This window comes from Micromonospora sp. MP36 (assembly GCF_008119785.1).
Taxonomy (GTDB): Bacteria; Actinomycetota; Actinomycetes; order Mycobacteriales; family Micromonosporaceae; genus Micromonospora.
Window position 1 is genome coordinate 22,816 of record NZ_VSFA01000010.1, and the last position, 25,882, is coordinate 48,697.

The 25,882-nt window shown below is 73.7% G+C and carries 21 protein-coding genes and 1 pseudogene; 10 read left to right on the plus strand and 12 right to left on the minus strand.

The window, feature by feature from the left end; all coding sequences use genetic code 11:
* Positions 1-23 precede the first annotated feature (23 nt).
* Positions 24-2,198: an MMPL family transporter gene (locus FXF52_RS11520; RefSeq protein WP_148796293.1), complete on the plus strand. Its 2,175-nt coding sequence runs from the start codon at positions 24-26 to the stop codon at positions 2,196-2,198.
* Positions 2,199-2,222: 24 nt separating this feature from the next.
* Here the strand turns inward: FXF52_RS11520 and FXF52_RS11525 are convergent, their stop codons facing one another.
* Positions 2,223-3,479 (minus strand): erythromycin esterase family protein, encoded by a 1,257-nt coding sequence (locus FXF52_RS11525; protein ID WP_148796295.1) that lies wholly within the window; start codon positions 3,477-3,479, stop codon positions 2,223-2,225.
* Between the two features lie 69 nt (positions 3,480-3,548).
* On the opposite strand from FXF52_RS11525, the gene FXF52_RS11530 reads away from it, so the two are divergent.
* Positions 3,549-3,740, plus strand: a complete 192-nt coding sequence (locus tag FXF52_RS11530; RefSeq protein ID WP_148796297.1) for a DUF2795 domain-containing protein — start codon at positions 3,549-3,551, stop codon at positions 3,738-3,740.
* 6 nt (positions 3,741-3,746) lie between these two features.
* Here FXF52_RS11530 and erm read toward each other — a convergent pair whose 3' ends face one another.
* Both erm and FXF52_RS11540 read right to left on the minus strand, forming a co-directional pair.
* On the minus strand, positions 3,747-4,532 hold the full coding sequence (gene erm / locus FXF52_RS11535) for an ErmE/ErmH/ErmO/ErmR family 23S rRNA (adenine(2058)-N(6))-methyltransferase (protein WP_148796299.1): 786 nt from the start codon (positions 4,530-4,532) through the stop codon (positions 3,747-3,749).
* Between the two features lie 421 nt (positions 4,533-4,953).
* Positions 4,954-5,856, minus strand: a complete 903-nt coding sequence (locus tag FXF52_RS11540) for a Gfo/Idh/MocA family protein (RefSeq protein WP_148796301.1) — start codon at positions 5,854-5,856, stop codon at positions 4,954-4,956.
* Between the two features lie 174 nt (positions 5,857-6,030).
* Between FXF52_RS11540 and FXF52_RS11545 the strand changes: the two genes are divergently transcribed.
* Positions 6,031-6,426 (plus strand): hypothetical protein, encoded by a 396-nt coding sequence (locus FXF52_RS11545; RefSeq protein ID WP_148796303.1) that lies wholly within the window; start codon positions 6,031-6,033, stop codon positions 6,424-6,426.
* Positions 6,419-6,901 (plus strand): annotated as a pseudogene (locus FXF52_RS11550) (hypothetical protein). Before FXF52_RS11545 ends, FXF52_RS11550 begins: the two are co-directional and overlap by 8 nt.
* On the opposite strand, the gene fabG reads toward FXF52_RS11550, so the two are convergent.
* Both fabG and FXF52_RS11560 read right to left on the minus strand, forming a co-directional pair.
* Entirely contained in the window at positions 6,874-7,632 is a 759-nt protein-coding gene (gene fabG / locus FXF52_RS11555; protein WP_148796307.1) for a 3-oxoacyl-ACP reductase FabG, read from the minus strand. The pseudogene FXF52_RS11550 and the gene fabG sit on opposite strands and share 28 nt — an antisense overlap.
* Before the next feature lie 70 nt (positions 7,633-7,702).
* Complete coding sequence (locus FXF52_RS11560) at positions 7,703-9,355, minus strand: alpha-amylase family protein (protein WP_148796309.1); 1,653 nt, start codon at positions 9,353-9,355, stop codon at positions 7,703-7,705.
* Between the two features lie 77 nt (positions 9,356-9,432).
* Between FXF52_RS11560 and FXF52_RS11565 the strand changes: the two genes are divergently transcribed.
* Both FXF52_RS11565 and FXF52_RS11570 read left to right on the plus strand, forming a co-directional pair.
* Positions 9,433-10,032 carry a DUF1349 domain-containing protein gene (locus FXF52_RS11565; protein WP_148796311.1) on the plus strand — a complete coding sequence of 200 codons (600 nt, stop codon included), beginning with the start codon at positions 9,433-9,435 and terminating at the stop codon, positions 10,030-10,032.
* Positions 10,033-10,121: 89 nt separating this feature from the next.
* On the plus strand, positions 10,122-10,793 hold the full coding sequence (locus tag FXF52_RS11570) for a DedA family protein (RefSeq protein WP_148796313.1): 672 nt from the start codon (positions 10,122-10,124) through the stop codon (positions 10,791-10,793).
* Between the two features lie 12 nt (positions 10,794-10,805).
* Here the strand turns inward: FXF52_RS11570 and FXF52_RS11575 are convergent, their stop codons facing one another.
* From FXF52_RS11575 to lysX, 5 genes are all read right to left on the minus strand, one after another.
* Positions 10,806-12,362: a cellulose binding domain-containing protein gene (locus FXF52_RS11575; RefSeq protein WP_148796315.1), complete on the minus strand. Its 1,557-nt coding sequence runs from the start codon at positions 12,360-12,362 to the stop codon at positions 10,806-10,808.
* 187 nt (positions 12,363-12,549) lie between these two features.
* Complete coding sequence (locus FXF52_RS11580) at positions 12,550-13,965, minus strand: carbohydrate-binding protein (RefSeq protein ID WP_148796317.1); 1,416 nt, start codon at positions 13,963-13,965, stop codon at positions 12,550-12,552.
* A gap of 77 nt (positions 13,966-14,042) precedes the next feature.
* Positions 14,043-14,774 carry a membrane protein insertase YidC gene (locus FXF52_RS11585; RefSeq protein ID WP_148796319.1) on the minus strand — a complete coding sequence of 244 codons (732 nt, stop codon included), beginning with the start codon at positions 14,772-14,774 and terminating at the stop codon, positions 14,043-14,045.
* A gap of 125 nt (positions 14,775-14,899) precedes the next feature.
* Complete coding sequence (locus tag FXF52_RS11590; protein WP_255471858.1) at positions 14,900-15,193, minus strand: DUF6412 domain-containing protein; 294 nt, start codon at positions 15,191-15,193, stop codon at positions 14,900-14,902.
* Between the two features lie 130 nt (positions 15,194-15,323).
* A complete protein-coding gene (gene lysX / locus FXF52_RS11595; protein WP_255471859.1) occupies positions 15,324-18,659 on the minus strand; it encodes a bifunctional lysylphosphatidylglycerol synthetase/lysine--tRNA ligase LysX in 3,336 nt (1,111 codons plus the stop codon).
* A gap of 288 nt (positions 18,660-18,947) precedes the next feature.
* On the opposite strand from lysX, the gene FXF52_RS11600 reads away from it, so the two are divergent.
* The 3 genes from FXF52_RS11600 (at position 18,948) to FXF52_RS11610 (ending at position 23,063) form a co-directional block, all read left to right on the plus strand.
* Positions 18,948-20,204 (plus strand): glutamate--cysteine ligase, encoded by a 1,257-nt coding sequence (locus tag FXF52_RS11600; protein WP_255471863.1) that lies wholly within the window; start codon positions 18,948-18,950, stop codon positions 20,202-20,204.
* Positions 20,128-21,501: an FAD-dependent oxidoreductase gene (locus tag FXF52_RS11605; RefSeq protein ID WP_148796321.1), complete on the plus strand. Its 1,374-nt coding sequence runs from the start codon at positions 20,128-20,130 to the stop codon at positions 21,499-21,501. The genes FXF52_RS11600 and FXF52_RS11605 overlap by 77 nt, the downstream gene beginning before the upstream one ends.
* Before the next feature lie 140 nt (positions 21,502-21,641).
* Positions 21,642-23,063, plus strand: a complete 1,422-nt coding sequence (locus tag FXF52_RS11610) for a WGR domain-containing protein (protein ID WP_148796323.1) — start codon at positions 21,642-21,644, stop codon at positions 23,061-23,063.
* 42 nt (positions 23,064-23,105) lie between these two features.
* Here the strand turns inward: FXF52_RS11610 and FXF52_RS11615 are convergent, their stop codons facing one another.
* Both FXF52_RS11615 and FXF52_RS11620 read right to left on the minus strand, forming a co-directional pair.
* Positions 23,106-24,359 carry a hypothetical protein gene (locus FXF52_RS11615; protein ID WP_148796325.1) on the minus strand — a complete coding sequence of 418 codons (1,254 nt, stop codon included), beginning with the start codon at positions 24,357-24,359 and terminating at the stop codon, positions 23,106-23,108.
* Positions 24,360-24,361: 2 nt separating this feature from the next.
* Complete coding sequence (locus FXF52_RS11620) at positions 24,362-24,877, minus strand: SigE family RNA polymerase sigma factor (RefSeq protein ID WP_148796327.1); 516 nt, start codon at positions 24,875-24,877, stop codon at positions 24,362-24,364.
* Between the two features lie 89 nt (positions 24,878-24,966).
* Between FXF52_RS11620 and FXF52_RS11625 the strand changes: the two genes are divergently transcribed.
* On the plus strand, positions 24,967-25,836 hold the full coding sequence (locus tag FXF52_RS11625; RefSeq protein ID WP_148796329.1) for an aminoglycoside phosphotransferase family protein: 870 nt from the start codon (positions 24,967-24,969) through the stop codon (positions 25,834-25,836).
* Positions 25,837-25,882: the final 46 nt, after the last annotated feature.

Consider the following 25,882-nt stretch of genomic DNA (forward strand, 5'->3'; position numbering starts at 1 on the left):
GACCCCGAGGACAAGGAAACCTCATGGCGACCCTGCTCTACCGGCTCGGCCGGGCATCCTTGCGCCGCCGGCGACTCGTCGCCGTCGTCTGGCTCGTCGTGCTCGTCGGCCTCGGCGCCGCCGCGCTCACCCTGAAGGGCCCGACGGCGAGCAACTTCAGCATGCCGGGCACCGAGTCGCAGCGCGCGATCGACCTGCTCGCCGAGCGGTTCCCAGCGGCCAGCGGAGCCACCGGCACCATCGCCGTCAAGGCACCCCAGGCGGGCCAGCTCGGCACGCCCGCGGGGCAGGCCGTGGTCAAGCAGGTCACCGAGGAGGCGGCCGCCCTGCCCGGAGTGGTCGGTGCGGTCGACCCGTACCAGGTCAAGGCGCTCAGCCCGGACGGCCGGTACGCGCTGATCCAGGTGCAGTTCAACGGCCGGGCGGACGAGGTGACCGACGCCCAGCGCACCGCGTACGAGAAGGTCGGCGCGCAGGCCGAGGCGCAGGGGTGGCAGATCGCCCCGGGCGGTGAGGTGCTCAACGCCGAGCCGGAGGTCGGCTCGACCGAGGCACTCGGTGTGCTGGTCGCGGCGATCGTCCTGATCATCACCTTCGGCTCGCTGGTGGCGGCCGGCATGACCATGCTGAACGCGCTGACCGGCGTCGGCGTCGGCATGGCCGGCCTGTACGCGCTCAGCGGCGCGGTCGAGCTGACCAGCACCGCGCCGATCCTGGCGCTGATGCTCGGCCTCGCGGTCGGCATCGACTACTCGCTGTTCATCACCTCCCGGCACCGGCAGAACCTGCGCGACGGGCTCTCCCCCGAGGAGGCGGTCGGCCGGGCGGTCGGCACCGCGGGTTCCGCCGTGGTCTTCGCCGGCGCCACCGTCGTCATCGCGCTCGCCGGCCTGGCGGTGGTGAACATCCCGTTCCTCACCGTGATGGGTCTGGCCGCCGCCGGTACAGTCACCGTGGCCGTGCTGGTCGCGATCACCCTGGCTCCGGCGCTGCTCGGCTTCGCCGGCCGGAAGGTGCTCCCGCGCAGGCTGCGCAACCCCGAGGCGGTCCGCTCCGCCGGCGCCGAGGACCGCTCGGGCTTCGGGTTCCGGTGGGCGCACTGGGTGACGAAGCTGCGCATCCCGGTCATCCTGGTCGGCCTGCTCGGCCTCGGCCTGCTCGCGCTCCCCGCCCAGCACATGCGCCTGTCCCTGCCGGACGCCGCCACCGCGGCCGAGGGCACCCCGGCCCGGGTCAACAACGACCTGATCCAGGAGGGCTTCGGCCCCGGCTTCACCGGCCGCCTCGCGGTGGTCGTCACCGCCGACTCGCCGCAGGCGACCCAGGCCGCCGTACCGCAGGTCACCGCGCTGGTCCAGAAGACGCCCGGCGTGCTGGCCGTGGCCCCGCCGCAGCTCGACCCGACCGGGCGGACGGCGCTGCTCGGAGTCATCCCCAAGGAGGGCCCGACCGACGAGGCCACCGAGACGCTGGTGCACGACATCCGCCACCAGGTCGGCGGCATCCGGAACGCCGACGTGCTGCTGACCGGCGCCACCGCGATCGGCATCGACGTGTCCGAGAAGCTCTCCGACGCGCTCCCGGTCTACCTGCTGCTGGTCGTCGGCCTGTCCGTGCTGCTGCTGATGCTGGTGTTCCGCTCGGTCCTGGTACCGGTGAAGGCGGCGCTGGGTTTCCTGCTCACCGTGGCGGCCACCTTCGGCATCACGGTCGCGGTGTTCCAGCAGGGCCACCTGGCCGACCTGATCGGGCTGGACACCCCCGGCCCGCTGGTCAGCTTCCTGCCGATCCTGCTCGTCGGCATCCTGTTCGGGTTGGCCATGGACTACGAGGTGTTCCTGGTCTCCCGGATGCGAGAGGACTTCGTGCACGGCGACACCGCTCGGCAGGCGACCATCAACGGGATGGGGCACGGCGCACGGGTGGTCACCGCCGCCGCGCTGATCATGATCTCGGTGTTCGGCGGCTTCGTCTTCCTCGACGACCCGGTGATCAAGTCGATGGGCTTCGCGCTCGCGATCGGGGTCGCCATCGACGCCTTCGTGGTCCGGATGACCATCGTCCCGGCGGTGATGTCGCTGCTCGACACCGCCGCCTGGTGGATCCCCCGCTGGCTGGACCGGATCCTGCCCAACGTGGACGTCGAGGGCGAGGGCCTGCGTACCCACCTGACCGAGCGGGAGACCGCCGGCGTGTGACCACCCGGGGACCTGCCCGGCCGGTCAGACCCCGGCCGGGTAGGTCTCCATCTCACCGGGAGCGCTCAGCGCCGGCAGCGGGTGCAGGGCGGTGGCCTCGTCGCACCAGATGAACGCGTCGTAGCGCTCGCCGAGCCGGGTGGGCACGTAGTTGCCCCAGGCCTCGAAGCTCGGGTCGTAGACCACCCCGATGGCCCGGTGGTCGGCCGTCCCGGTCACCCAGTCCGGCTGGTCGGGGCCGCCGAAGACCAGCACCGCCCGCTCCGGCATCAGCTCGTGCAGCCGCCGCTCCACCGAGCCCTCCCGGGCCGGCGGCACCACCACAGCCTCCGCCGGCGAGCCCCAGCGCGGCGCGGCGATCACCGTGCCCCGGTAGCTGCCGAAGCCGACCAGGGCCACCGCGTCCCCGCCGTGCCGTTCCCGGGCGAGCTGACCGATGTTGACCATCCCGTCCGCCGTCATGTCGGTAGCCCGGGCGTCGCCCACGTGGGTGTTGTGCGCCCAGACGATGCCCCGGGATTCCGGGCCGTAGTGGTCGAGCAGCCGGTCGAGCGTGTCGGCCATGTGGCTGTCGCGGACGTTCCACGACTCCGGGCCGCCGCCGACCATCGCCCGGTAGTAGCGCTCCGCGCCGGCCACCACCTCCGCGTTCTGCCAGGCCGAGAAGCACTCCGGGCCGTCCGCGGCGGCCTGTTCCCGGGTACGCGCCAGCAGCCGGACGACCTCCTCCTCGCACCGGGCGGAGACGAACCGGCTGGCCGTGCCGTACTCCTCGACCCGCTTGCCGTACGGCTCGAAGCAGCGGTACGCCTCCTGCGCCGCCTCCAGCGAGGTCGGGTCCTCCTCGCCCAGGTAGTCGAAGATCGCCTGCATCGACTCCCACAGGCTGTAGACGTCCAGCCCGTGGAAGCCGGCCCGGTCCCCCTCGGGGCGTTCCAGGTTCCACGCCCGCAGCCAGCGGCAGAAGCGCGCCACCTCGGCATTCGCCCACATCCAGGTGGGCCAGCGCTCGAAGCGTTCCAACGCGGTCTGCGGATCGGCCAGCCCGCCCGGGGCGGCCACCACCGACCGGTGCACCCGGTCGCAGTCGGGCCAGTCCCCCTCCACCGCGACGAAGTCGAAGCCCTGCTCGGCGATGAGCCGCCGGGTCAGTTGCTCACGCAGCCGGTAGTAGTCGTAACTGCCGTGCGTCGCCTCCCCGATCATGACGATCCGGGCGTCCCGGACGCTGTCCAGCAGCGGGTCGAAGTCGCTCGGCGCGCCGAGTCGCTGTACCAGCATGCCCGCGGCTACCCGGGGACCCGTCGGGCAAACCGGCATGCCCTCCGGCGGAGCGGGTAGCCGCGTGGCATGACCGTGACCGGGGTGCAGTTGCAGGAGTTCCTGGCCGGGCTCGACTACCCGGTCTCCCGGGAGGACCTGATCCGCTGGTGCCAGGAGAACGGTGCCAGCACGGAGACGTTACAGCTGCTCAAGGCCCTCCCGGCGGAGGACTTCGACTCCCCCGCCGAACTGGCCGACGCGCTGAAGACGCTCGGCTGAGCCGGGTCAGACCCGGAGCAGCCGGAACAGGGTGAGCCACTGCTCCGGCCAGACCTCGCCCACCAGCGTGTCGGGCGGCAGTCGGAGCGCGCGCAGCGCGGCGTCCACCCGGGCCCGCGGCTGGTGCCGGCGCAGCGAGGCGGACAGGGACCCGCCCACCCCGCCGAAGCCGGCCTCCACCAGCCGCCGGTAGGCCGGCAGCTCGGCGGGGGACAGCAGCGGCTCCGGCCGCCGCTCGATCCGCAGGATGCCGGCGTCGACCCGGGGCACCGGGCGGAACGCCGTCCGGGGCACGGTGCCGACCGACCGCCAGGCGTACTCGGGCCAGGTCAGGATCGTCAGCCGGCTCCACCGGCCGCCGTGGCCGGTGCGCCGGCGGGCGTACTCCCGCTGGGTGAGCAGGGTGGCCGCGCGGAGCCGGTCGGCGGCCAGGCACCAGCGGACCACCGCGGCGGTCAGCGACCACGGGATGTTGCCGACCAGGTCGAAGGGCTCGGTGGGCGGCGCGGCGGCCAGGAAGTCGGCCCGGCGCAGCGCCACCCCGGGCCGGCCGGCACAGGCCGCCGCCAGGTCCGCGGCGGCCACCGGGTCGATCTCGTACGCGACCAGCCGCCGGCACCGGGCGGCCAGCGGCACGGTCAGCCGGCCCCGGCCGGCGCCCACCTCGACGAGGAGGACGTCCGGGTCGGGTCGGGCCGCCCGGACGATCCGCGCGACGGCGGCCGGGTCGGCGAGGAAGTTCTGGGAGAGCACGCGACGGGACCGGTCGCGTTCGGTACGGTGGGGCGCCATGGCGTCGTCGTCCTGTCTGTCGCCGAGCGGCGACGGGACGGACAGGCGGCCGGCGGGCAGCCGGCGATCGGGCCTGTCCGAGCGGATGGGGACTCGGACGGCCCACGGCACGGGCGGTACGCGGTCAGCACCCACCACCCGACCGGCGGCTCACCGCGCCGGGGCACGGCGCGGGGCGGGTCGGTGGGGTGTGGTGCCACCGCCGGCGGCCCCCGAAGGGGCGGATCGCCGGCGGGCGGTCAGCAGCGGGTCGCGTTCCGGCCGGCCGGGGCCGGACGCCGGATCCGCGGGCGGGCCACCAGCAACGGGGCCCAGGCGGCCGGCGTGCCGGCCACGTCGATCAGGGCGTGCGCCATGCGGCGAGGCTAGCCAGGGGAAGCCTCCCCGTCGACCGGTTTTCGCCGCGCGTTGACCGGCCCGGTCAGGCGGGCAGGTCGACGGTGCGGCCCTCGGCGCGGGCCCGTTCGGCGGCGTCGAGCACCCCCACCACCTCCCGGCCGAACCGGACGTCACACCGGTGGTCACGGGTGCCCGCCTCGACCTCCTCCAGCAGCTGGTCGATCGCCGTGCCGTACGCCTGGAGCGCGCTCCCGTCGCCGGGTGGGACGGTCTCGGTGCCGTTCTCGCCGAAGAAGACGAAATCCCGGGTGACCGCCTCGGCCGGCGCCTCCAGGGTGAGCGAGAGGCTGCTGGTGGCGCCGCCGTCGTGGGTGAGCAGCAGGTGCACCAGGCCGCTCGGGCCGTCCATCGCAGCGACCTGGGTGACCCGGCCGAGCACCGGCAGGATCAGCGACAACGCGTGCGGGCCGATGTCCCACAGCGCGCCCCGGTCGCGCCGCCACTGCGAGTTCCCGTACGGGTTCCCGGGCTGGTAGATGTACGCGAACATGGTGGCCCGGGCGTGCTGCCAGCCGCCGGCCGCCGCGGTCGAGGCGAGGAAGCCGGTGACGTTCGGGTGGAACCGCTGGGTGAAGAAGACCACGGAGGCCACCCCGGACGCCTGCGCGGCGGCGACCACCCGGTCGGCCTCGGCGAGGCTCAGCGCCAGCGGCTTGTCCAGCAGCAGGTGCCGCCCGGCGGTGGCGGCCCGGACGGCGATCTCGGCCTGGATGTCCGGCGGCAGCGCGACGGCGATCGCGTCGCAGGCGCCGAGCAGCGCGTCCACGTCGTCGAAGGCCGGTACGCCGTGCCGAGCGGCGAGCGCCCCCACCTTCGCCGGGTCCCGGCCCCAGACCCCGGCCAGCTCGGCCTGCGGGTGCGCCTCGATGGCCGCGGCGTGTGTCTCCGCCGCCCAGTGACCGGTGCCGAACAAGCCGAACCGCACCACGGGTCCCCCTGCCGTCGTCGTCCGCCACGGCGTACGCCGGTGGCCGTGATCCACGCTAGTCGTCCGGTCGGGTCGACGCGCCCTCGACCGGACGGGAGAGCCGGGCGACGGTGGTTACTACGACGCTTAGTAGTCTGTGTCGGTGAATCGGACTGCGCCGGGAGGGCGTCGATGACCAGCGCCGCGGCGGCCGGCTCGCCGGTGGACGGGATCCTCGCGACGGCCGCGATCGTGCTGTCGCTCGTACTCGCGCTCTGGGCGCTGGTGGCGGCGCTGCGCCACCGGGCGCCGGACCGGCTCCAGTTCGTCGGCCTGGCCGCGTTGGAGGTGGCGCTGCTCGCGCTCGCCGTGCTGGCGCTGGTGGCGCTCGGTGGCGGCGAGCGGCCGGGCGAGCCGGGCGCCTTCTTCGGTTACCTGGTGACGCTGGTCTGCCTGCCGCCGCTGGCCTGGGTGCTGGCCCGGATGGAGCCGACCCGCTGGGGCTCGGCGATCGTCTGCGCGGTCTGCCTGGTCACCCCGGTCGTGGTGGTCCGGTTGCAGCAGACCTGGGAGGTCGTCGGTGGCTGAGACCCGAGCGCCCGAGCGCACCACCAACCGGGGCCCGGGCCGGCTGCTGATCGCCGTCTACATCCTCTTCGCCATCGCCGCGACCTCGCGGGCCGGCCTGCAGATCGCCACCAAGTTCGACGAGGCGCCGGTGGCGTACCTGCTCTCCGCGGCGGCCGCGCTGATCTACATCGTGGCGGCGGTCGGGCTGGCCCGGGCCGGGCACGCCGGCCGCCGGGTCGCGCTGGCCTGCTGCTCGGTGGAGCTGGTCGGGGTGGTCGCGGTCGGCATCCTCAGCCTGGCCGACCGGGCGCTCTTTCCCGACGAGACGGTCTGGTCGGGGTTCGGCAGCGGTTACGGCTACATCCCGCTGGTCCTGCCGATGCTCGGCCTCTACTGGCTCTGGCGCACCCGTCACGACGCGTCCTGACGCGTCCCGCCCCGGGCTCGGGCGGGACGCGTCGGGGGTCAGTCCTTGGGGCCGCCGGCGACGTAGATGACCTGGCCGGAGACGAAGGACGCGCCCTCGCTGACCAGGAACGAGATGGTGTGCGCGACGTCCTCGGGCCGGCCGGTGCGGCGGACCGGGATCTCGGCGGCGGCGTGCTGCTGGAGCGCGGCGAAGTCGACCTTCATCCGGGCCGCGGTGGCCGCGGTCATGTCGGTGACGATGAAGCCGGGCGCGACCGCGTTGACGGTCACGCCGAACGGGCCCAGCTCGATGGCCAGGGTCTTGGTGAAGCCCTGCAGGCCCGCCTTGGCCGCGGCGTAGTTCGCCTGGCCCCGGTTACCCAGGGCGGAGGTGCTGGAGAGGTTGACGATCCGGCCCCACTTCCGCTCGACCATGTGCTGCTGGGCCGCCTGGCTGAACAGGAACGCGCCCCGCAGGTGCACGCTCAGCACGGTGTCCCAGTCGGCGTCGGTCATCTTGAACAGCAGGTTGTCCCGGAGCACCCCGGCGTTGTTGACCAGCACGGTCGGCGCACCCAGCTCGGCCGCGACCCGCTCGACGGCGGCCTCCACCTGGGCCCGGTCGGAGACGTCGGCGCCGACCCCGAGCGCCCGGCCGCCGCCCGCGGCGATGGCGTCCACGGTCTCCTTGGTCGCCGACTCCTCGATGTCGACTACGGCGACGGCCATGCCGTCGGCGGCCAGCCGGCGGGCGGTGGCGGCGCCGATACCGCGCGCGGCTCCGGTCACGATGGCGACGCGGGGCTCCTCCGACATGATTACCTCCCGGTAACTTGGGCTCGATCGAAGGAGCTTAACCCAGGGGTACGCGGGACCAATCCCGTCGTCACAGCCCCCTACCCCGGCAGATCCGGATCCACCGGTAGCCGTAGCCGGCGAGCTTGAGCCGGTCCAGCTTGCCGACCTCCTCGTAGTTGCGATCGGTGAGCACGTCGATCGGCAGGTCCGCCTCGGGGGCGAGCATGCTCAGGTCGACCTCGACGTCCTCGGTGCCGAGGTTGTGCAGGAAGGCCATGGTCCCGGTCGGCCCGTCGGCGCGGTGCGCGAGCACCCCGGGTGGCATCGGCACGTCGATGTGGGTGGTGCTGCCCGAGCCGATCTCCGGGGCCTCCCGGAGCGTACGGATCATCCGCTCGAACCAGCCCAGCAGCGACCTCGGGTCCTTGCGCTGCGCCGTCACGTTGACCTGCTGGTAGCCGTACTCCCCCCTGTCCACCACCGGGCGGACCAGCTTCTCCGGGTCCGCCGTGGAGAAGCCGCCGTTCTCCTTGTACGACCACTGCATCGGGGTACGGATCGCCTCCCGGCCGGGCAGCGACAGGTCCTCGCCCATGCCGATCTCCTCGCCGTAGCGCAGTACCGGCGTGCCGCGCAGCGAGAACTGGAGCGCGTACGCCAGCTCGATGCGCCGGCGGTCGTTGTCGAGCATCGGGGCGAGACGGCGGCGGATGCCCCGGCCGTAGAGGCGCATGTCCTCGTCGGGGCCGAACTGCTCGTACACCTGGTTGCGCTGCTCGGCGGTGAGCCGCGACAGGTCGATCTCGTCGTGGTTGCGCAGGAAGGTCGCCCACTGCCCGCCCTCGGGCAGCGCCGGGGTGTCCCGCAGCGCCTCGATCACCGGCTCCGGGTCCTGCCGGGCCAGGGCGAGCATCAGCCGCCCGTTGAGCATGAAGTCGAAGAGCATGTGGATCCGGTTGGCCGAGCCGCCGCTGTCGCCGAAGTACGTCGGGAGCTGGTCGGGCTCGACGTTCGCCTCGGCCAGCAGGATCGCGTCCCCCCGTCGCCACTGCACGTGCTGGCGCAGCTCGGTGAGGAAGTCCATGTCCTTCGGTGAATCCGGATCGCCGGGCTCGGTCAGCTCGATGATGAACGGGACGGCGTCCATCCGGAACCCGGAGACGCCGAGCTGGAGCCAGAACGACACGATCTTCTTGATCTCGGCACGGACCTCGGGGTTGGCGATGTTGAGGTCCGGCTGGAACTTGTAGAACCGGTGGTAGTACCACGCCTTGGCGGTCCGGTCGTAGCTCCACGTCTCGTTCTGCTCGCCGGGGAAGACCATGCCCTGGTGCCGGTCCGGCGGCTCCTCGGCGGACCAGACGTACCAGTCCCGGTACGGCGAGTCGGGCGAGGAGCGGGCGGACTGGAACCAGGGATGCTCGTCAGAGGTGTGGTTGACCACCAGGTCGATGACCACGTGGATCCCCCGGTTCCTCGCCTGGTGCAGCAGCTCGGCGAAGTCGCCCAGGCTGCCCAGGCGCGGGTCCACGTTGTAGAAGTCGGTGACGTCGTACCCGCCGTCGCGGCGCGGGGACGGGTGGATCGGATGCAGCCAGAGGCAGGTCACGCCGAGCCGAGCCAGGTAGTCGAGGCGGCCGATGAGGCCCCGGATGTCGCCCACCCCGTCGCCGTTGGAGTCCGCGAACGTGTCGATGTCGAGGCAGTAGACGACCGCCTCCTGATACCACCTGTCGCCCATGTCCGGATTACTTCTCCGCTCCGCCCGTCCGGCAAACCCGGGTCCTGCCCGGCTCGCCCCGCCGGTACCGTGCCGGCATGAGCGCCGACACCCACCCCGTCGACTGGTCCGCCGGCACCTGGCTGAATCCGCCCGAGCGGGCCGAGGAGACCGCCGACGGGCTGCTGGTCGAGCCGCGTGCGGGCAGCGACTTCTGGCGACGGACCAGCTACGGCTTCGTGCACGACGACGGGTCGGCGCTGCTCGCACCGTTCCCGGTGGACAGTGCTGTCGAGGTGGGCTTCCGGCTCGACTACGCCGCGCAGTTCGACCAGGCGGGGTTGCTGGTCCGGGTGGACGAGCGGCGGTGGACCAAGGCGGGGGTGGAGGTCAGCGACGGCCAGCCGCAGGTCGGGGCGGTGGTCACCGACGAACGGTCGGACTGGTCCGTGGCCCCGGTGCCGGAGTGGTCGGGGCGGGAGGTGACCGTCCGGGTCAGCCGGGCCGGCGACGCGCTGACCGTACGGGCGCGGGTGGCGCGGGAGCCGTGGCGGCTGGTCCGGGTGGCCCCGCTGGACCCGGCGGCCGAAGCGTCGGCCGGTCCGTACTGCTGCTCGCCCAGCCGGGCCGGGCTGGTGGTCCGCTTCACCGGGTGGCGGCGGGGCCCGGCGGACGCCGCCCTGCACCCGGCGGGCTGAGCGCGCTGGGCGGTGGGGCCGGTCACCGCCAGGTGTGACGGCGCGGGGCCGGGGTACCACCCTCGGATCCCCCGCGCGGAAGGACGGCCATGGCCCTCGCCCAGAGCGTCGACCCGAACCAGTTCACCGGGCTGACCGGGTGGGTGGCGGCCGTCATCGACTCGCTGGGCGCGCTCGGGGTGGCGCTGCTGGTCGCCCTGGAGAACGTCGTCCCGCCGATCCCGAGCGAGATCGTGCTGGCGATGGCGGGTTACCTCTGTGCCGAGGGCCGGTTCAACGTGGTGCTGATCGTGCTCGCCGCGACGGCCGGGTCGCTGCTCGGCGCGGTGGTGCTGTACTGGCTCGGTGCGGCGCTCGGCGAGGAACGGCTGAAGCGCTGGCTGGACCACATCCCGCTGGTGGACCGGGACGACCTGGAGAAGGCCGACCGCTGGTTCGAGCGGTACGGCAGGTGGGCGGTGCTGGTCGGCCGGTTGGTGCCGGTGGTGCGCAGCCTGGTGTCCGTCCCGGCCGGCGCCAACCGGCTGCCGCTGGGCGAGTTCCTGCTGCTCACCACGCTGGGCAGCGGGGTGTGGAACACGTTGATCGTCGGGCTCGGTTTCGCCCTCGGCTCCCGCTGGCAGCAGGTCGACCGGTACAGCGACTGGTTCAACTACGCGATCTTCGCGGTGTTCGGCCTCATGATCGCGGGCTGGGCGACGAAGAAGATCCGTCGCCGTCGCGCCCGGCGCGGCCGGCAGTCGGTGACCGCCGGCCGCTGACCGCGACGCCGCTCAGTACCTCGCGGTGATCGAGGTGAACTCCCAGGTGTTCTGGGCGATGCCGGAGCAGTTGGAGACGACGCCCCCGCCCGGGCAGGCCCGGTCCCGGTTCACCGACCAGAAGGTGAACCGGGACAGCCCGCGGGCCTTGGCCCAGTCCCGGATCTGGGTCCAGGTGGCCGGGGAGGTCAACTCCTGCTGGTCGGAGAGGCCGTTCATGCCGGAGATCCCCATGTGGGCGTACGCGGTGGCGTCGGACCAGCCGAACGCCGCCTTCAGCGCGCCCTTCAGCCCCTCGGCCGCGTTGACCGTGCTCTGGTACATGTTCGCCCCGCCGCCGAAGTCGAACGGCATGATCGTGAACGTGTCGATGTTGGCGCCGAGCGCGGCGGCCTGGTTGATCAGGCGGGTGCCCCACCAGGACGGCCCGGAGGTCGTGGTGCCGAAGGTGACGATCGTCCTGATGCCGGGGTTGTTCTGCTTGACGATCTTGAGGGCGCCGAGGATCCGGTCCTGCACCACCTCGTTCTCGAACTCGTCGCTGTTCTCGATGTCGATGTCGATGGCCTTCAGCCCGTACGCGTTGATGACCTGCTGGTAGGCGCCGGCCAGCGCGCTGGCCGAGGAGCAGTTCGGGCCGAGCTTGTTGCCGCTCCAGCCGCCGAAGGACGGGATGACGTCACCGCCGGCCGCCCGGATCGCGGCGATGGTGTTCGCGTGCGCGCCGCCGGTGAGCGGGCCGCTGCCGTCCCAGGCCGGCGTGCAGCCGCCGCTGGAGAGCACGAACGCGATGGTGAACCACTTGATCCCGGTCGCGCCCATGACGGTGGACGGCGCGGGCGGGTCACCCCAGCCCGGGTAGAGGTAGGGCGCGGCGGCCATCGCGCCGCCCCCGCCGGTGCACCCGGTGGTGCTGGCCGACACGGCCGCCGACTTCGCCGACTCCCCGTTGGCGTTGTACGCGGTCACCGTGTAGCTGTGCGCCGAGCAGGCGGCCAGGCCGGAGACGGTGGCCGAGGCGCCGGTGACGGTGGCCTTCACGCTGGTGCCCTCGTACACCCGGTAGCCGGTGACCGTGCCGGAGACGGCGTTCCAGGCGAGCGAGACCGACGTGTTGGTGGTGCCGGTGACCCGCAGGCCACCCGGGGTGGCCGGGGTCCCCGGGGTCCCGCCGCCGGTGCATGGGCCGCCGTTGACGGTGCAGTTGGTCGGGTTGCCGGTGCCGTTGACGTTGAAGCCGAAGGTGGTGCTGGCGCCCGGGGCGAGGGTGCCGTTCCAGGACTGGTTGACCGCGGTGACGTGCTGGCCGGAGGTGGTCAGCAGGGCGTCCCAGAACGCGCCGACGGTGCTGCCGGCGGGCAGATCGAATTGGACGTTCCACGAGGAGATGCTGGCCGGACTGTCGTTGGTGACGGTGAACTTCGCCTCGTACCCGGTGTCCCAGCTGGTGACGCGGACGAAGGTGGCGGTGGCGGCGGAGGCGGGTGGCGCGGCCACGACGGTGGTCGCGATCAGGGCGGCGGCGAACGCGGCGGCGAACGTCGCCACCCGGGCGGAACGGAGTCTCACGGCGTCCTCCAGGGACCGTTGTGGTGGGGGGCGCCGGCCTGCGCGGACCGGCGTGGAGGGTATCCATGACCGTCGACGTCTGCGCCCATTATTAAGAGTGTTAACTGTTTCTGTCCAGAGGGGACCTGAGCGTCAGGAAGGGCCCCTTCCGCCGCGCGAGGCGTCGAGAAGGAGCCCTTCCTTGCGGTCAGCGGCGGAAGGTGAACCAGTTGACGTTGACGAAGTCGGTGCCCTGGCCGCTGCTGAAGGTCAGGTAGACGGTGTGCCGGCCGGTCACCGCGCCGACGTTGCCCGGCACCGAGCGCCAGCTCTGCCAGCCGCCGGTGTTGGCGATCGCGAAGCTGCCGATCGGCGCGCTGGTCGGGCTGTCCACCCGGACCTCGACCAGCCCGCTCACGCCGGCCGGCGCCCCAGAGGCGACCCGGGCCACGAAGTCCCGCGGCGGGGTGGCGCCGAAGTCCACGTTGTCGTAGCGGACCCAGTCACCGTTGCTCAGCCAGCCGATGTTCTGGCCGCCCTCGGCGCACGCCTCCACCTGCACCCCGTGCTGGGCGCTGAACGCCTCGGCCTGGATGGTCGAGTACGCGTCCACCGCGCCGCCCGGCGGCGGGGTGGTCGGTGGCGGGTTGCCGCCGCCCCGGCTGTAGACGGCCACGTAGTCGACCAGCATCGGCCGGCCGGAAACCGTGGCGGAGGTCGGCGTCGAGTAGCCGGCCACCCCGTTCGGGAAGCCGCCGCCCATCGCCACGTTGAGCAGCAGGAAGTAGCCGCCGTGGTTGGTCATCTGCCCCCAGTACGGCTCACCGACCTGCGTCTGGCTGACGGTGTGGAAGAGCTGGCCGTCGACGTACCAGCGGAGCTGCTGGGGGCTGACCGAGGCGTCCCACTCGAAGCGGTAGGTGTGGAACGCCGACTGGCAGGTGCTGCCCGGGCAGGCCCGGGAGTTGCCGATGCCGTTGAACTCGTTGCACGGCCCGCCGGGGGCGACGCCGCAGTGCAGAACCCCCCAGACCGAGTTGATCCCGTTGACGTTCTCCATCACGTCGAACTCGCCGATGCCCGGCCAGTTCTGGTAGTTGCCCCGGTAGGGCGAGCCGAGCGCCCAGAACGCCGGCCAGTAGCCCTCTGCCTGGGCGCCGGCGACGTTCGGCATCTGGATCCGACCCTCCAGGGCGAGGACTCCCCCGGCCGGTGGCTTGAAGTCGGTCCGGACCGTCTCGATCCGGGCCGAGGTCCACCGGCCGGCGCCGTCCTTGAGCGGGGTGATCCGCAGGTTGCCGGCGCCGTCCTGGCTGAGGTTGGCGGTGCTGGAGGTGTACGTCTGGATCTCGCCGGTGCCCCAGTTGGCCGGGCCGCCCGGGTAGCTGGTGCCGGTGTCGATGATCCAGTTGGCGGACGAGGGCAGGGTGCCGGCCGCGCCGGTGAAGTCGTCGCTCCACACCAGACTCCAGCCGGACGGGGGCGGCGGGACGGCGGCTTGGGCGGTCAGCGAGACGGCGGCCAGCGCGGTGGTGGTGGCGAGCACGGCCGCCGTGAGGGCGAGCCGCCGGCGCGACGGGCGCACGGCGGAGGGGGCGGCGGACGCCGCCGGGACAGGATTCATCGGGGTGCCTCTCTGCGGGGACGGGTGCGAGAGAGCGCTCTCTGAGGGCGATTTCTACGCGCCCGCCCCCGCATTTGTCAATGCATGTCGATGCCTTCCGGCTGCGGTCGGCGCAGTACGGCCTGCTCCAGGGCGGTCCAGCCGGTGCTGATGACCAGATAGAGCACCGCCGCCAGCGGCACCACGAGCGCCACCAGCAGCGTCGTGTACGGCAGCAACGGCACCAACCGGCCCAGCAGCGCGCCGCCCGGGCCCGCGGTGGGCGTACCGGTGGCCGCGGCCGCCCGCCGGGCCCGCCGCGAGGACCACCAGGCCAGCGCGAGCAGCGCCGCCAGCAGCACCCCGAAGACCGCCAGCACCGGACCGGAGAGCCCGTCGCCGAGGTGCCAGCCCAGCGGTACGCCGGCCAGCCGCTCGTCGAGCAGGCCGCCGGTCCCGTCGCCGGTGGCGAAGAGGCGGTACATGACCAGGAAGAACGGCGCCTGCAACAGCGCCGGGAGGCAGCCCGCGACCGGGCTGGCCCCGGCCCGCCGGTAGAGCGCGAAGAGTTCGCTCTGCAGGCGGGCGGGGTCGTCGGCGTACCGCCGCTGGAGGTCGCGGACCTCGGGAGCGAGCGCCGCGCGGCGCCGCTCCCCGCGGACCTGCGCCACGGTGAGCGGCCAGATCAGCAGCCGGACCCCGATCGTGAACAGGACGATCGCGGCGGCCATGGCGGCTCCGCCGGTCAGCGGGACCAGCGTGTCGGCGAGCCAGGTGACGACGGCGGCGGCGGCGGACGCTGCGGTGTGCAGTGGTGCGAAGGCGAGCATGGGGAACCCCTCGGTCCGATACCCGGATGTCCCGACGGGACGACGCGTCCCGGCGCGACGGATGACGACGGAATCGGCCGCGCGATCACTCGCCCGGGCCCGGCGCAGCCGGGGATGGCGGGACGCTACGCGGCCGAGGGGCGCAGGCCGGGTGCGCGGGGACGCGGCCGGCCGGCGGCGTCCGGGTCGGCCTGGCGGGGCACCCGGCGACCGCGGGCCCGGGCCCGCAGCGCGGTCGCGTGTCGCCCGCCGGGCGGGTCGGGCAGCGCCCGCACCCGCAGCGCGAGCAGCGTGGCCAGCAGCAGCGCGGCGGCCAGCGCCGCGCCGGCGAGCAGCTCCACCGGTCGGTCCGCGAGCACGGTGAGCTGGGCGAGGGCGTACGCCCACGTCCCCGTCACCGCCACCAGAATCCCCGGCACGCCGATCAGGCTAGAACCCGCTGTCACGCCCCCGGCTGAGTCGCCCGGGTCGCACTGGCAGGTCGGCGATGTGGCGACATCCCACTGGGCGCGACCCCGCCAGATCGGCGACCTGGCGCTACCCGCCCGATCAGGAGCCCTCGCGGACCAGGGGGAAGGGCAGGGTCTCCCGGATCGACCGGCCGGTCAGCAGCATCACCAGCCGGTCCACGCCGAGGCCGAGGCCGCCGGTGGGTGGCATGGCGTACTCCAGCGCGGTGAGGAAGTCCTCGTCCAGCTCCATCGCCTCCGGGTCGCCGCCGGCCGCCTTCAGCGACTGCTCGGTGAGCCGGCGCCGCTGCTCGGTCGGGTCGACCAGCTCGGTGTACGCCGTACCCAGCTCCAGCCCGAACGCCACCAGGTCCCACCGTTCGGCCAGCCGCGGGTCGTGCCGATGCTGCCGGGTCAGCGGCGACACGTCGGTCGGGAAGTCCAGGTAGAACGTGGGCAGCTCGGTGCGCGCCTCGACCAGCCGCTCGTAGAGCTCCAGCAGCACCGCGCCGCGCCCCCAGCGCGGGTCGTACGACACCCCGGCGGAGTCGCAGAGCTTGCGCAATGCGGCCAGGTCGGTGTCGGCGGTGACCTCCTCGCCCAGCGCGGCGGAGATCGCCTCGTCGACCGTGCGCACCGGCCACTCGCCGCCCACGTCCACCAGTTCTCCGCTGCCGGGGCGGCGGACCACCGGGGCGCCGTGCACCGCCACCGCCGCCGCCACGATCAGCTCCCGGGCCAGCTCGCGCATCACGTGGTAGTCGGCGTACGCCTGGTACGCCTCCAGCACGGTGAACTCCGGGTTGTGGCTGTGGTCGACGCCCTCGTTGCGGAACGCCCGGCCCAGCTCGTACACCCGCTCGACGCCGCCCACGGCGAGCCGCTTCAGATACAGCTCGGGCGCGATCCGCAGGCTCAGCCGCAGGTCGTACGCGTTGCTGTGGGTGACAAACGGGCGGGCGTTGGCCCCGCCGTGCACCCGCTGGAGGATCGGCGTCTCCACCTCCAGGAAGCCCCGCCCGACCAGCGCGGCACGCAGGCTGTGCAGGACCGTGCCCCGGGCCCGCAGCAGCTCCCGCGCGTCGGGGTTGATGGCGAGGTCCAGGTAGCGCTGCCGGACCCGGGCCTCCGGGTCGGCCAGCCCGTGGTGCTTGTCCGGCAGCGGACGCAGGCACTTGGCGGTGAGCCGCCAGTCGGCGACCCGCACCGACACCTCGCCGTGCCGGGTGGCGTACATCTCGCCGGTGGCCCCGACGTGGTCGCCGATGTCGACGGCGCCCCGCCACCGGTCCAGGTCGCGTTCGAGCATGAGCTGGAGGTCGCCGCTGCCGTCCCGAACGGTGGCGAAGAGCACCCCGCCGTGGTCCCGCACCAGCATCACCCGGCCGGCCACCGCCACGGTCTCGCCGGTCCCGGTGTCCGGGGCCAGCCCGGCGTGCCGCTCCCGCACCGCGGCGCAGCGCTCCGTGCGGGGATAGCCCACCGGGTACGGGTCGACCCCCTCGGCGCGCAGCCGGTCGAGCTTCGCCACGCGTACCCGGACCTGCTCGGGCCGGTGCGCCGGGGCCGGCTCCGGCGGGACGGCCCGGACCGTCGCGGCGGACGGCGGCACGAAGCGGACGGCGCCGCCGGCCGGCGGCACCCCGTACAGCGGGGTGGGCCGGCCGCCGGGCAGGGCGAGGAAGCCCTCGGCGGCCGCCGCGGCGAGGCCGACCCGGGCCAGTTCCCGGCGCTCCCCGAAGCAGAGGTAGCGGGGCGTCCAGTGCGGCTGGTACTTGGCGTTCGACTGGTAGAGCGACTCCAGCTGCCACCAGCGGGAGAAGAAGAGCAGCGTGTGCCGCCAGAGCTGGATGACCGGGCCGGCGCCGATCCGGGCGCCCTGCTCGAACGCCGAACGGAACGCCGCGAAGTTCAGCGACACCCGCTCGACGCCGAGACGGGGGCCCGCCGTCAGCAGCGACACCACCATGAACTCGATGACCCCGTTCTCGGCGGTGCGGTCCCGGCGCATCAGGTCCAGCGACAGCCCGTGCGCGCCCCACGGGCTCAGCGACAGCAACGCCCGTACCCGGCCCTCGCCGTCCCGGGCCTCCACCAGCACGCACTCGCCGTCCGCCGGGTCGCCGAGCCGGCCCAGCGCCATCGAGAAGCCCCGCTCGTGCTCGGTGTCCCGCCAGGTGGTGGCCAGGTCGGCCAGGCCGGCCAGCTCCTCCGGGGGGATCTCCGCGTGCCGGCGTACCTGGGCGGTGTAGCCGGCCCGCTCCACCCGGTGCACCGCCTGTCGGACCGGGCGCATGTCGCGGCCGTCGAGGTCGAAGTCGCGGGTCAGCAGAATCGCCTCGTCGCCCAACTGCAGCACCTTGAGCCCGTGCCGCTGGTAGGCCCGCGCCCCGGCCTCGCTGGCGCCGATCACCGCCGGGGTCCAGGCGTACTCGCGGGCCTGACCGAGCCACCCGGCGATGACCGGGCCCCACGCCTCCGGATCACCGATCGGGTCGCCGCTGGCCAGGCTGACCCCGTTGACCACCCGGTAGGTGATCGCCGCCTTCCCGCTCGGCGAGAAGAGGGCCGCCTTGTCCCGCCGGGTGGCGAAGTAGCCGAGCGAGTCCCGCTCGCCGTACCGGGCGAGCAGCTCGCGGATCCGCTCCTCCGCGTCGGGGTGTAGCACCGCGTTCGCCCGCTGCGAGCGGACCAGGGTGAACAGGCCGGCGACGAAGGCGATCGCGCCGAACCCGCCGAGCAGCAGGTTGACCCAGCCGGGGGCCTGACCCTTCCGGGTCACGTCGACCATGATCGCGCCACCGAAGACCTTCTCGACCGCGTACCCGAGCCGGTCCGACCAGGTGTGCAGGCTGCCCGGCTCGACCAGGAGCAGCAGGTAGCCGAGCCCGACGGAGACCGCCGCCAGGCCGAGGAGGACGCCGAGGGCCCGCCAGACGCTGCCGCTGCGCACCTTGGCGTAGAACTCCCGCCGGGCGGCGATCAGCAGGGCCAGCGCGCCGGCGGCGAAGCCCAAGCCGACCCACACCCCGACCGTCTCCAGGGCGCCGAAGATCCGCTCACCGGCGTCGTCGGTGAGGTCGTTGCTGCCCACGGTCAGCAGCAGCCCCCCGGCCACCAGGCTGAACGTCAGGGTGAGGCTGAAGTACACGACCAGCACCCAGTACGCGAGCCGCTTGCGGCGCAGCACCGCCGAGGCCAGGGTGCCGAGGAAGACCGCGTACGCCAGGTTGGCCGGCGCGGGCACCAGCAGGGCGTCGATGGCGGTGCGGACGGGCTGGATGCCGGTGCGGAAGGCGCTGCTCAACGCGGCGAGCGCGCAGACCACCGCGACCACCCAGAGCAGGGTGGCGAAGCCCCGCGGCACCTGGCCGCGCCAGTCCCGGCCGGCGCGCCGGGCGTCGGTCACCGTCCGCGACGTGGTGCTCGGAGTCAACGTGGCCTCCCTCGCTGCCGGCGATGGGCGTCGAGCGGCCTCATCGTAGGCCCCGAACCCGTTCCCCCGCCCCGCCCACGTCGGCCAGCCGGGCCGAGGATGCGCGCAGATTCCCGGAAAGACTGCCCATTCCGCCGGTCAAGGCCACGCCTTCCGGGAAATCGGCCGCACCCGCCGGCGCACCCCGCGACACGCCGGAGGGTGCGTTTCCGGCCGTCGACACGGTGGGTAACAGGGCGTCGACGGCGCGGCGCCAGGTCGCGGCCCGACGGATGGGCGGTGGTGGCGATGGGTGGTTCGGCGGCGGAGCGGGAACCGAGCACCGCCCCGGGCGGGACCGACCTGCTGACGGTCGGCGTCGAGGAGGAGTTCCTGCTCGTCGACCCGCACACCGGCGCCGCCGTGCCCGCCGTCGACCTGGTCATGGAGCAGGTGCCGCCGGAGTTGCGCGGCCAGGTGGAACGGGAGTTCCAGACCAGCCAGATCGAGATCGGCAGCCCGCCGGGGCTGGAGCTGTCCTCCGTCCGGCATTCCCTCGGGGTGCTCCGCGCCGAACTGGCCGACGCCGCGGAGCGGGCCGGCGTACGGCTGCTCGCCATCGGCACCGGGCCGGTGGACGGGCCGGTGCCGCCGGTGGTGGACAAGCCCCGCTTCGACCGGATGGTCGAGCGGTTCCAGCTGCTGGTGCCCGGCCCCGGCAACAACGGCATGCACGTGCACGTCGGCATCCCCGACCCGGAGGCCGGGGTGCAGGTGCTCAACCACGTCCGCCCCTGGCTGCCGATCCTGCACGCGGTGACCGCCAACTCCCCGTTCGCCAGGGGCGCGGACACCGGGTACGCGAGCTGGCGCTCGGTAGAGTGGGAACGCTGGCCGTCGGTGGCGCCCACCCCCTACCTGGACTCGCACGAGCACTACGAGCGGCTGATCCGGCAGCTCATCGCCAGTGGTGTGATGCTGGACGAGGGAATGCTCTACTGGTACGCCCGGCTGTCCGCGAAGTATCCGACGGTGGAGCTGCGGATCGGCGACGTCTGCCCGTCGGTGGACGACGCGGTGCTGGTCGCGGCCCTGGTGCGGGCCCTGGTGGCGACCGCGCTGGCGGCGGTCGCCGAAGGACGGCCGGCCATCCGCACCGACCACCACCTGCTGGTCGCCGCGCACTGGCGGGCGGCCCACGACGGGCTGGAGGGCGACGGCGTCGACCTGACCGACGGCGAACTGCGCCCGGCCTGGGATCTGCTGGACCGGCTCGTCGACCGGGTCCGCCCGGAGCTGGCGCGGCACGGGGACCTCGACCAGGTGACCGAACTGCTGGGCGGGCTGCGCCGGCACGGCAGCGGCGCGGCGCGGCAGCGGGCGGTGTTCGCGCGTACCGGTCAGTTGGTCGACGTGGTGGCGGACGTGGCCCGGCAGACCCGGGGCCTGACCGGCCCCGCCTCGGATCTTCGCGTGACAGGATGGGCCCGTGGCGGAACGGCTGATCGTCGTCGGCGGGGACGCGGCCGGGATGGCGGCGGCGTCCCAGGCCCGACGGCGCCGTGACCGGGCCGACCTGGAGATCGTGGCCTTCGAGCGCGGCCACTTCACCTCATACTCCGCCTGCGGCATCCCGTACTGGATCGGCGGGGTGGTGCCGGACCGGGATGCGCTCATCGCCCGTGACCCGGCGACCTTCCGCACCCAGTTCGATATCGACGTGCGGCTGCGGCACGAGGTCACCGCCATCGACCTGGACCGCCGGGAGGTGGTCGCCCGCGACCTGGACGGCGGCGGCGAAGTCCGCGCGGGTTTCGACACCCTCTTGTACGCCACCGGGGCGGGCCCGGTGCAGCCCGAATGGGCGCGCGGCGGCGTCGCCGGGGTCTTCGGCGTGCAGACCCTCGACGACGGCGCGGCCCTGCTGGACTGGCTGGACCGCGAGCCCCGGCCCCGGCGCGCGGTGGTGGTCGGCGGCGGCTACATCGGCGTGGAGATGGCCGAGGCGCTGCTCCAGCACGGGCTCTCGGTCGACCTCGTCGAGCAGGGCGCCCAGCCGATGTCGACGGTGGACGCCGACATGGGCGAGCTGGTCGCCGCCGCCCTGCGCGAGGTCGGCATCGGCATCCGTACCGGCCTGACGGTCACCGGCCTGCGGGAGCGGGACGGGCGGATCGCCGCGGTGGTCACCCCCGAGGGCCCGATCCCGGCCGACGTCGTGGTGCTGGGTCTCGGCGTACGCCCGAACACGGCCCTCGCCGCGGCCGCCGGCCTGCCGCTCGGCCCCACCGGCGGGATCCGCACCGACCTGCGGATGCGGGTGCCCGGGGTGCCGGGGGTCTGGGCGGCCGGCGACTGCGTGGAGACCCTGCACCGGGTCAGCGGCCTGCCGGTGCACATCCCGCTGGGCACCCACGCCAACAAGCAGGGCCGAGTCGCCGGGATCAACATCGGCGGCGGGTACGCGACCTTCCCCGGCGTGGTCGGCACGGCGGTGACCAAGGTGTGCGACCTGGAGGTGGGCCGGACCGGCCTGCGGGAGCCGGACGCCATCGCGGCCGGCTTCGAGTTCGTCACGGTACGGGCCGAGTCGACCAACCGGGCCGGGTACTACCCGGGCGCCCGACCGATGACGGTGAAGCTGATCGCCGAGCGGCCCAGCGGCCGGCTGCTCGGGGCGCAGATCGTCGGCTGGTCCGAGGCGGCCAAGCGGATCGACCCGCTGGCGGTGGCGCTGTGGAACGGCATGACGGTGGACGAGATGACCGCGCTGGACCTCGGCTACGCCCCGCCGTACGCGCCGGTCTGGGATCCGATCCTGATCGCCGCCCGCCGGGCCGTCGACGCCCTCGGCCACCGCTGAGCGGCTGCCGGTTCGGGGTGCAGTTCTTGTCGCCGGGGCGACAACAGATGCACCCAGCGTTCTTTGTCGGGGGGCGCGGTTAGCGTGTGGACGCTGTCGCGGTGCCGGGTCCGGCGCCTTTTCCCCTCGGAGGCATCCATATGTCGCAGGAGACGACCTACCTCGAACTGTCCGAAGTGGACGGAGGAGCGCACAAGTTCTACGAGGTCGTGGTGGCGGACACCGCGATGACCGTGCGCTACGGCCGGATCGGCGACCAGGGCCAGGTGAAGACCACCACCTACCCGGACAACGCCCGCGCCCGGGCCGCCGCCGCGAAGAAGATCGGCGAGAAGGTCCGCAAGGGGTACGCCCTGGCCGTGCGCGGCGGACGGCAGAAGCGGCCGGTCTCCCGCCGGCAGATCGTCAGCACCCGCTCCACCGCCCGCACCGCCCCGGTGCTCTGGCGGTACGACTCGGGTGCGCCCGCGTTCGGCATCTTCATCGACGGGCAGAGCTGCATGGTGGGCAACGAGCACGGCGTGATCACCAACCTGGGGCACGACGCCCGGGTGCTGAACCAGGTCCGGCTCCCCGACGGGGTGAAGTGCATCGTCGCCGACGACGCCTGGATCTACGCGGGCTGCGACGACGGCAACGTCTACGACCTCTCCGGCAAGGTGCCCCGGGTGGCGTACGCGATCGCCCCGGACATCGACATCTACTGGCTGGACATCCACGACGGCGTGCTGGGCGTCTCCGACCGCGAGGGCGGCATCGCCGCGGTCGACCACGAGGACGAGTTCCTCTGGCGCCGGCCGGGGCGGGGCCGCTCCGCCTGGATGGTGCGCTGCGACACCGACGCGCTCTACCACGGCCATTCGCAGGGGGTGACCGGCTACGACTGGCGCACCGGGCGGGAGCTCTGGCACACCCGCACCGGGGCGGTGCTCTTCGGCTGGCAGGAGCGGGACACCGTGTTCGCCGGCACCGGCACCCGCGAGGTGGTACGCCTGCGCAAGGACGGGCGGGCCGAGCGGACGTACCGCTGCGACTCCGCGGTCTTCTCCTGCGCCACCGCCGAGGGCGGCCGGTACGTCTTCGCCGGGGACAGCGCGTCCTCGATCTACTGCTTCGACGAGGCCGGCAACCGGCTGTGGAAGCTCGGCACCGGCTGCGGCTCGGCCTACTCGATGCAGTACCACGAGGAGCGGCTCTACGTGGTCACTACCAGCGGCCACCTGGCCTGCATCGACGCGAGCGAGCCGGCGATCCGGGCCGCCGAGGCGGGCAGCGTGCCGGAGGTGGTCGATGTGAAGGCACCGGCCCGGCTGCCCGAGCCGGCCGCCTGGACCGCCGTCGAGGTGACCACCGACGACCGGTCCGGTGTGGTGGTGGAGTGCGTCGACCGGGGTGGCCAGTTGCGCATCCGCGTGCTCTCGGACGGCTACCGCCGGGACTGGTCGGTGCAGTTCCCCAAGGGCATCCGGGAGCCGGGGGCCCGCTACCTGGTCACCGAGGTCCGGGAGTCCGGCCGGGGCGGGTTCTACCGGGCGTACGGCGACATCCGCCGCCTCCGCTGATGGCTCCGGTCCGGGGGCGGTGCGGGACCGCCCCCGGACCGGTCACCGGCAGGTCCAGCGCACCGGCCGGACCTGGTCGTCGGACTCGAGCTTCCCGCCGAGCACCCGGCCGTCGTCGCTGAAACTGGTCACCCCGCCCTGCCGCTCGCCGCGCCAGCCGTCCGGCACGGGCAGTTTCACCGACCTCGTGTCGGTGATCACGCCGGGGACGTCATCGGAGACCCAACCGGCCATCCAGCCCTGACCGTTGCCGGTCCCCGACCAGAGGGCGCCCTTCAGTACGTCCGCCTGCCCGGTCCGCAGGTTGATCCGCACCGGGTACATGTGCGCGCCGCTCCGGGGGACCACCTTGGTGTCGCGTTCGGCGAGGCCGGTCACCCAGCCACCGGCCAACGACAGGGGCAGGAACCGGTCGGCCCGCCCGCCGGGCACCTGCGGCAACGGCAGCACCTCCGGCCGGGCGGCGCCCGGACGCCACACAACCGCGCGGGTGGGCTTGTCCGGGTGCCCGTCGGACATCGCGGCCAGGATGGTGCCGTCCTCGTCGATGTCGATGGCCGTGCCCTCCCACTGTGGGCCGGGCAGTGGCAGGTCGACCGGCTGGCTCCGGTACGAGTCCCAGACCACCGGCCGTTGGATCCAGGGTTTCCCGGGAACCAGATTGCGGTAGCCGACGATCCGGCCGGCGTCGTTGACGGCCGTCGCGCCCCCGGACGTCACCACGGGCAGACCGATGACCTCACCGTTGCGCACCGCCCACGCCCGCCACTCGTTGCCGGCCCCTAACGACGAACCCACCGCCAGGCCGGCCCGGTTCACATCCGCCAACTCCTGCATCGAGCCCGGCAGCTCGACCTCCCCGACCCGGTCGCCCTCCCAGATCAGCAGGCCGAAATCCATGCGGCCCTGCCCCTGCGGGGCCCGGCGGCCCACCAGCCACCGGCCGTCCGGGTCACCGCCGGTGACCGCGGCCCGTGGATCGCCCGGCACAGGCAGCAGTGTGGCCGTGCACACCCCCTGCCACGGGCCGGTCGGCCGCGGTTCCGGCAACGGCATCGACGGGCTGGGGCTCGCGGCCGGCGCCGGCGCCGCCCGCCCGTCCCCGCCCAGCGCCGCCGGCAGCGCGGCCATCGCCAGCACACCCAGCGCGGCCGCCCCGGCCGCCGCCACCCGGCGGTTGCGCCGCCGCCGGCGGGCCTCCTGGATCGCCCCCGGCAGGTCGATCCGGGGCGGGCCGGCCGGCTCGTCGTCCAGCCACCGCAGCCGGTCGGCGACGTGTTCGTCATCGGTCCTCATGCTCACCGCTCCTTTCCGGTCCGGCCGGCCATCTCGCGGTCCCCGAGCAGCCGTCGCATCGCCGCCAGGCCGTGCGAGGTCTGGCTCTTCACCGTGCCGGGCGAGCAGCCCAGCGTCCGGGCCACCTCCTCCACCGGCAGGTCGTGCAGGAAACGCAGCACCAGCACCGCTCGCTGGCGGGGCGGCACCTTCGCCAGGGCATCGCGCAGCACGGTCCGCTCCTCGACGCCCCGGTCCTCGGTGGACCGCACGTCGGGTGGCCCGCCGAACAGGTGCACCCGCCACCAGCCGCGCCGCCGGGTGTCCAGGAAGTGCCGCACCAGCACCGTGCGGACGTACGCGTCGAGCTGCTCGACCTCAGCGATCCGCGCCCAGCGCAGGTAGAGCCGCGTGGCGGTCTCCTGCACCAGGTCGTCGGCCTGGTCGGCGTCGCCGCACAGCGCGTACGCGAGCCGGCGCAGCGCCGGCAGGCGCGCGGTGACGTACTCGACGTATTCCTGGTCCGATGCGTCCGGCATCCGGCCACCTCCGTGGGTTTCGCTCTTCCAGACGGCATCGCGCCGGAAACGGTTGTACGTGATCCGGGCCCAGCCGTGAGGATGGCCGGGTGGAGATTCCGGAGAGCCTGCGGTGGACCGAACGGCTCCCAGCGGGCCGGGCCTGGCGGGCGCTGCTACCGGACCGGCTGGCCGAGTGCGTCGCGCACTGGGATCTGCGGGTGGTGGGACCCCCGTTCGGGTACGCGTTCGCCTCGCTGGCCGTGCCGGTCGAGTTGACGGACGGCACACCGGCCGTGCTCAAGCTGCAGTACCCGGACGACGACAGCCGGGACGAGGCGGCGGCGCTGGCCCACTGGGCCGGCCGGGGCGCGATCCGGCTGCTGGCGCACGACCCGCAGCGGCGGGCGCTGCTGGTGGAGCGCTGCCTGCCCGGCACCCCGCTGCACGAGCTGCCCCTCGATGCGGCGCTGGACGTGGTGGTCGAGCTGCTCCCCCGGCTCGGCGTGCCGGCCGGCCCGCCGTTCACCCCGCTGGCCGAGGAGGCGGCCAGCTGGGCGGAGCAGATCCCGGCGAACTGGGAGCGGGCCAACCGCCCGTACGAGCGGCGGCTGCTGGACACCGCGCTCGGGCTGCTCGCCGACCTGGCGCCCAGCCAGGGCGGGCAGGTGCTGGTCAACCAGGACCTGCACGCCGGCAACGTGCTCCGGGCGACCCGGGACCCGTGGCTGGCCATCGACCCGAAGCCGCTGGTCGGCGAGCGGGAGTTCGCGCCGGTGCCGATGGTGCGCGGCCCGGAGCTGGGGCACTCGCCCGAGGCGGTCCGTCATCGGCTGGACCGGCTCAGCGCCGAGCTGGGCCTGGACCGGGAGCGGGTCCGGGGCTGGACGATCGTGCACACCACGGCCTGGAGCATCGGCGGGGACCAGGTCTTCCCGAACCAGGTCGAGGTGGTCCGCTGGCTGCTCGGCGAGGAGTGACCGATCCCGGGAGCCGGCCGGGGTCGGTCACTCCGCGAGGTCCAGC

What these genes read in the sequence shown, in the direction of transcription:
- FXF52_RS11520 (WP_148796293.1), top strand. Translation starts at nt 24, where the DNA reads ATGGCGACCCTGCTCTACCGGCTCGGCCGGGCATCCTTGCGCCGCCGG.
- FXF52_RS11525 (WP_148796295.1), bottom strand. Translation starts at nt 3,479, where the DNA reads ATGCTGGTACAGCGACTCGGCGCGCCGAGCGACTTCGACCCGCTGCTG.
- FXF52_RS11530 (WP_148796297.1), top strand. Translation starts at nt 3,549, where the DNA reads ATGACCGTGACCGGGGTGCAGTTGCAGGAGTTCCTGGCCGGGCTCGAC.
- erm (WP_148796299.1), bottom strand. Translation starts at nt 4,532, where the DNA reads ATGGCGCCCCACCGTACCGAACGCGACCGGTCCCGTCGCGTGCTCTCC.
- FXF52_RS11545 (WP_148796303.1), top strand. Translation starts at nt 6,031, where the DNA reads ATGACCAGCGCCGCGGCGGCCGGCTCGCCGGTGGACGGGATCCTCGCG.
- fabG (WP_148796307.1), bottom strand. Translation starts at nt 7,632, where the DNA reads ATGTCGGAGGAGCCCCGCGTCGCCATCGTGACCGGAGCCGCGCGCGGT.
- FXF52_RS11560 (WP_148796309.1), bottom strand. Translation starts at nt 9,355, where the DNA reads ATGGGCGACAGGTGGTATCAGGAGGCGGTCGTCTACTGCCTCGACATC.
- FXF52_RS11565 (WP_148796311.1), top strand. Translation starts at nt 9,433, where the DNA reads ATGAGCGCCGACACCCACCCCGTCGACTGGTCCGCCGGCACCTGGCTG.
- FXF52_RS11570 (WP_148796313.1), top strand. Translation starts at nt 10,122, where the DNA reads ATGGCCCTCGCCCAGAGCGTCGACCCGAACCAGTTCACCGGGCTGACC.
- FXF52_RS11580 (WP_148796317.1), bottom strand. Translation starts at nt 13,965, where the DNA reads ATGAATCCTGTCCCGGCGGCGTCCGCCGCCCCCTCCGCCGTGCGCCCG.
- FXF52_RS11585 (WP_148796319.1), bottom strand. Translation starts at nt 14,774, where the DNA reads ATGCTCGCCTTCGCACCACTGCACACCGCAGCGTCCGCCGCCGCCGCC.
- FXF52_RS11600 (WP_255471863.1), top strand. Translation starts at nt 18,948, where the DNA reads ATGGGTGGTTCGGCGGCGGAGCGGGAACCGAGCACCGCCCCGGGCGGG.
- FXF52_RS11610 (WP_148796323.1), top strand. Translation starts at nt 21,642, where the DNA reads ATGTCGCAGGAGACGACCTACCTCGAACTGTCCGAAGTGGACGGAGGA.
- FXF52_RS11615 (WP_148796325.1), bottom strand. Translation starts at nt 24,359, where the DNA reads ATGAGGACCGATGACGAACACGTCGCCGACCGGCTGCGGTGGCTGGAC.
- FXF52_RS11620 (WP_148796327.1), bottom strand. Translation starts at nt 24,877, where the DNA reads ATGCCGGACGCATCGGACCAGGAATACGTCGAGTACGTCACCGCGCGC.